This is a genomic window from Nocardiopsis sp. TNDT3, from assembly GCF_003427465.1.
Taxonomy (GTDB): domain Bacteria; phylum Actinomycetota; class Actinomycetes; order Streptosporangiales; family Streptosporangiaceae; genus Nocardiopsis; species Nocardiopsis dassonvillei.
Map to the genome: position 1 here is coordinate 1 of NZ_QPFC01000709.1, position 4,666 is coordinate 4,666.

4 protein-coding genes are annotated in these 4,666 nt (G+C 67.3%); all 4 read right to left on the reverse strand.

Translation table 11 applies throughout. The annotated features are described in order from the left end of the window. Window positions 1-52: 52 nt before the first annotated feature. The 4 genes from DQW06_RS17565 to DQW06_RS17580 are packed head-to-tail and all read right to left on the reverse strand — an operon-like array spanning window position 53 to window position 4,346. Entirely contained in the window at window positions 53-922 is an 870-nt protein-coding gene (locus DQW06_RS17565; protein WP_013154171.1) for an ABC transporter ATP-binding protein, read from the reverse strand. After that, the gene (locus DQW06_RS29610) at window positions 915-1,799 is read right to left on the reverse strand and encodes an ABC transporter ATP-binding protein (RefSeq protein WP_071622464.1); all 885 of its coding nucleotides are present in this window, start codon (window positions 1,797-1,799) and stop codon (window positions 915-917) included. The genes DQW06_RS17565 and DQW06_RS29610 overlap by 8 nt, the downstream gene beginning before the upstream one ends. Continuing rightward, complete coding sequence (locus DQW06_RS17575) at window positions 1,789-2,778, reverse strand: branched-chain amino acid ABC transporter permease (protein WP_013154172.1); 990 nt, start codon at window positions 2,776-2,778, stop codon at window positions 1,789-1,791. The genes DQW06_RS29610 and DQW06_RS17575 overlap by 11 nt, the downstream gene beginning before the upstream one ends. A gap of 11 nt (window positions 2,779-2,789) precedes the next feature. Next, on the reverse strand, window positions 2,790-4,346 hold the full coding sequence (locus tag DQW06_RS17580) for a branched-chain amino acid ABC transporter permease (protein ID WP_071622465.1): 1,557 nt from the start codon (window positions 4,344-4,346) through the stop codon (window positions 2,790-2,792). Between the last annotated feature and the right edge of the window lie 320 nt (window positions 4,347-4,666).

Below are 4,666 nucleotides of genomic sequence, written 5' to 3' on the forward strand. Positions count from 1 at the left end.
CGACAGGGAGGGGCGGAGCCCGCCACGGGCCCCGCCCCTCCCCCACGGCGACTCAGCCCTTGGCCAGCGTCCCCAGGTACAGCTCGATCACGTTGGGATCGTTCAACAGGTCCGCACCCGTACCGGTGTAGGCGTTGCGCCCCTGGTCCAACACGTAGCCGCGGTCACAGATCTGCAGGCAGCGACGCGCGTTCTGCTCCACCATGATCACCGACACACCCGTCCGGTTGACCTCCTTGACCCGCTGGAAGACCTCCTCCTGGTAGATCGGCGACAGACCCGCGGTCGGCTCGTCCAACAACAGCACCGACGGCTCCATCATCAGCGCACGCCCCATGGCCACCATCTGGCGCTCACCACCCGACAAGGACCCCGCCTTGGCCTTGCGCCGATCCGCCAGCAGCGGGAACAGCTCCGCCACCGCCGCGAACCGCTTCGTGAACGTCCGCGGCCGCAGGAACGCCCCCATCTGGAGGTTCTCCTCGATGGTCAGCGACGGGAACACGTTCTGCGTCTGCGGAACGTAACCCACCCCCCGCTCCACCAGACTGTGCGCCGGCAGACCCGCGATGTCGGACCCCCGCAGCGTCAGAGCGCCCTCACGCACCGGGATCAACCCGAACACCGTCTTGATCAGCGTGGACTTACCCGCCCCGTTCGGGCCGATGATCGCCACGACCTCGCCCTCGGACAGCGTCAGGGTGCACCCGTTGAGGATGTTCACCCCCGGCACGTACCCCGCCACCAGCTCCCTGGCCAACAACAGGTAGTCCTCCGGACCACCCACCGGCGCCGCCTCACCGGCCTGCTCCAGCACCTCCTCACGGTGCTCCTGCGCCACGGCGGCCTCCACGGCCTCCACCGGGACCTCGTCCGAGACCTTCGCCACCTTCTCCGGACTCGGCTGCGCGCTCTCAGTCATCACCACTCCCCGGGGCCTCGGCCGTCTCCTCCTGGGCACCCAGGTAGGCGTCGATCACCTGCTGGTTGGACCGGATGTCCGAAGGACGGCCCTCCGCGATCACCTGGCCCTGGGCGAGCACCACGATCCAGTCGCTGATACCCATGATCACGTCCATGTCGTGCTCCACGAAGAGCACCGTCTTGCCCTCGTCGCGCAACGACGTGATGTGCCCCAGCAACGACTGCACCAGCGCCGGGTTCACCCCCGCCATCGGCTCGTCCAGCATGATCATGGTCGGATCGGTCATCAGCGAACGCGCCATCTCCAACAGCTTGCGCTGACCGCCCGAGAGCGAACCCGCCATGTCGTCGCGCTTGTCGATGAGCTTGAACCGCTCCAACAGATCCAGCGCGCGACGCGTGTTCTCCCTCTCCTGCCTCCGCCACACAGGCCGCAGGAACGCACCCGCCATCCGCTCACCGAACTGGCCCGGCGCGCCCAACAGCATGTTGTCCAACACCGTCATCCGGGTCAGCGCCTTGGTCAGCTGGAAGGTCCGCACCATCCCCGCACGCGCCACCTGGTGACCGCGCCTGCCGTTGATCGGCTTGCCCTGGAAGGTCCAACGCCCCCCGTCCACCCGGTCGAAACCGGTCAACAGGTTGAACAGCGTCGACTTACCCGCACCGTTCGGACCGATCAACGCCGTGATCGTCCCCCGCTGCACCTCCAGGTGACCCACGTCCACCGCGGTCAGACCGCCGAAGGAACGGCGCACACCGTCCGCCACCAGGATCGGATCCGGCTTCGCCGAACCCGGCACGGGCTCCGCACCGGCCACACGGTCGACCCCGACCCCGGACCCGACGCCGCCGCCCACCTTGTCACTTGACATTGATCAGCATCTCCTTGCGGTCGCCGATGAGACCCTGCGGCCGGAAGACGATCAGCAACACCAGCAACAGACCCACGAAGGCCAGCTGGATCGCACCGTAGTCCGGACCGTCCAGGAACGGCAGCCACCCCATCGAGCCGAAACCCTGGAGCACACCGTCGGTGAAGTTCATCAGGAACCAGAACACCATCGCGCCCAGCACCGGACCGAACACCCGACCGGCACCGCCCAACAGCAGGATCACCCACAGGAAGAACGTCACCTGCGGCTTGAACTGGTCCGGCTGGATCGACGCCTGGTACACGGCCAGCATGCACCCCGCCAGGGCACCCACCAGACCGCCCAGCACCAGCGCCTGCATCTTGTACGCGAACACGTTCTTGCCCAGACTGCGGACCGCGTCCTCGTCCTCCCGGATGCCCTTGATGACACGCCCCCACGGACTGTGCATCAGCACCCACGTCAACCCGGCCATCAACAGCACCAGGCCCCACGTCACCACCAGAACCCACAGGTGGTTGCCGTTGTAGGACAACGCCCCGAAACCGTAACGCTCACCCCCGTCGAACGGGTTGATCGCACGGAAGTCCGACGCCAGGTTCTGCAACCCGTACACACCACCGGTCAGCGGCTCGGCGAAACCCGCCCGGTACACCAGACGGATCACCTCCGCCGCCGCGATCGTCGTGATCGACAGGTAGTCCGCACGCAACCGCAGCGTCGGAATGCCCAACAACAGGGCCATCACGAACGCGCACAACAGACCGACACCGAAACCCACCACCAACGGCAGGTCGAACACCGCCACACTGATGCCCACGCCGTAGGCGCCCACCAGCATGAAACCCACCTGGCCGAAGTTCAACAGCCCGGTGTAACCGAAGTGGAGGTTGAGGCCGATCGCCGCGAGCGCGTAGATCGCCGCGATCGGGCCGAGCGCCGACCGGGTGGACTCGGCGAGGATCGAAAGGATATCCATCGTCTTCTCTCCTAGCCGACCCGCTCACGCCGACCGAGCAGACCCTGGGGCCTGACCAGCAGCATGAGGATCATCAGCGCCAGAGCCCATGCCTGCATGAGCTGGGACGGGAACCACAGGGTGGACAACATCGCCACCAGGCCGACCGCCAGGCCGCCGACCATCGCACCGTAGGCCGTGCCGAGACCGCCGAGGATCACCGCGGCGAACATCATCAGCAGCAGACGGAAGCCCATCTCGTACTCCACCACCTGGTTGAGCCCGTAGAGCACACCGCCCAGAGCGGCCAGACCGCCACCGAGCCCCCACACGTACAGCGTGACCCGGTCCACGTCGATACCCGACGACTCCGCCAGGTCCCGGTTGTCCGACACCGCGCGCATCGCCTTGCCGATCCGGGTGAACTGCAACAGGCAGGCCACCCCCACCAGCACCACGACCGCCACCGCCATGACCACCAGGTCGCGCGGCGGCATCGACACTGGTCCCAGACGCACCATCTCCTGGAGCTGGAAACCCGCGTAACGCTCCCGGCCCGCCCCGAAGAGCACCAGGATCACGTGCCGCACCACCAGCGCCAGACCGATCGAGACGATGAACATCTGGATCATCGCCACGTTGCGGTGCCGCAGCGGACGCCAGATGTAGCGCTCCATCGACCCGCCCAGCACCGCGCCCATCAGCACCGCGACCACCGCGGCCAACCACAGCGGCACGCTCCAACCGACCGCGTCCCCCATCACGCCCAGGACCGTCGCCAGCGCGATACCCGCGAGGATCGACGACCACTGCGCGACGACCAGCGCCGTCCGCGACAGCCTGGCCTCCAGGAAGGCGCCGATCAGGACCGCCGCGCCCAACCCCAGGAAGAGCGCCAGCAGCGCGTTGCCCATACCCGCGGCACCCGTGCTGAAGAGCAGCGCGATCATCGCACCGAAGGTCACCAGGTCACCGTGGGCGAAGTTGATCAGCTTCGTCGTACCGAAGATCAACGAGAGCCCGATCGCCGAGACCGCGATGACCAGGCCGAACAGCAGACCCGCCGCGGTGAGCTGGAGCACCCGGTCCCCGAAGGAGCCACCGGCGCCGGTGTTGGGCGCCAACGACTCCTCGTCGGCCGCCTCCCCGCCGGAGGAGTCCTCCGTCTCCTCCTGCGAGGGCGAGGCCGACTCCTCCTCGGCCGCGCCCGCCGCCTCCAGGGCGACGATCAACGGCCGCCGGTCGTCCGCCTCGACCTCCACCTCGGTCTCACCGTCGACGAAGAGGGCCTCGATCACCGCGAACTCCCCGGGGACGGACTCCTGGTCCACCACCACGCGGTAGGTGCCCGGTCCGGGCAGGCCCACTTCCCACATTCCTTCAGAGTCGGTCTCCGCCGCCCCGACCTCGTCCTCGCCGTCGTAGACCGTGATCATGATGCCTTCGACACCCTGGTCCCGGTTCTCCGGATGGAGGATCTGACCGTGCAGCGCTTCACCGCCCTGTTCGTCTGCCGTCGCCGCTGGCCCCGGGATCACCAGGATGGCGGTGATCAGGGCGAGCAACACGGTCACAAGACGTGTGCGCACGCGCGCTCCTTGCGCATCTGAGGGTGGCGGTGGCGAATGCGCGCACGCGCCACCGCTGTCCTTTGCTGTTCGGTGCGGTGAGTTTAGCCCGATTTAGGCAAGTTGTTCAGATGCGCTAATGCCACGTGACCCAACCGTCACCCCATCGTGCGCAAACGAGACCAAACCGGTACACCTGGCACATTGACCCTGAACATCTGTCTTGTTTCCACCGCGTTAAGCGCCTCAAATGCACACTTTCTCCGCACCCGGCGTACCGGAGTGATCACAGGGGCCGGGAAGAGAGGGCCGCGCGGGGACGACGAAGGGGGGCCCCCCCC

Excerpts from the sequence above, each read along its gene's own strand:
- DQW06_RS17565 (WP_013154171.1), bottom strand. The coding sequence starts at position 922 with ATGACTGAGAGCGCGCAGCCGAGTCCGGAGAAGGTGGCGAAGGTCTCG.
- DQW06_RS29610 (WP_071622464.1), bottom strand. The coding sequence starts at position 1,799 with ATGTCAAGTGACAAGGTGGGCGGCGGCGTCGGGTCCGGGGTCGGGGTC.
- DQW06_RS17575 (WP_013154172.1), bottom strand. The coding sequence starts at position 2,778 with ATGGATATCCTTTCGATCCTCGCCGAGTCCACCCGGTCGGCGCTCGGC.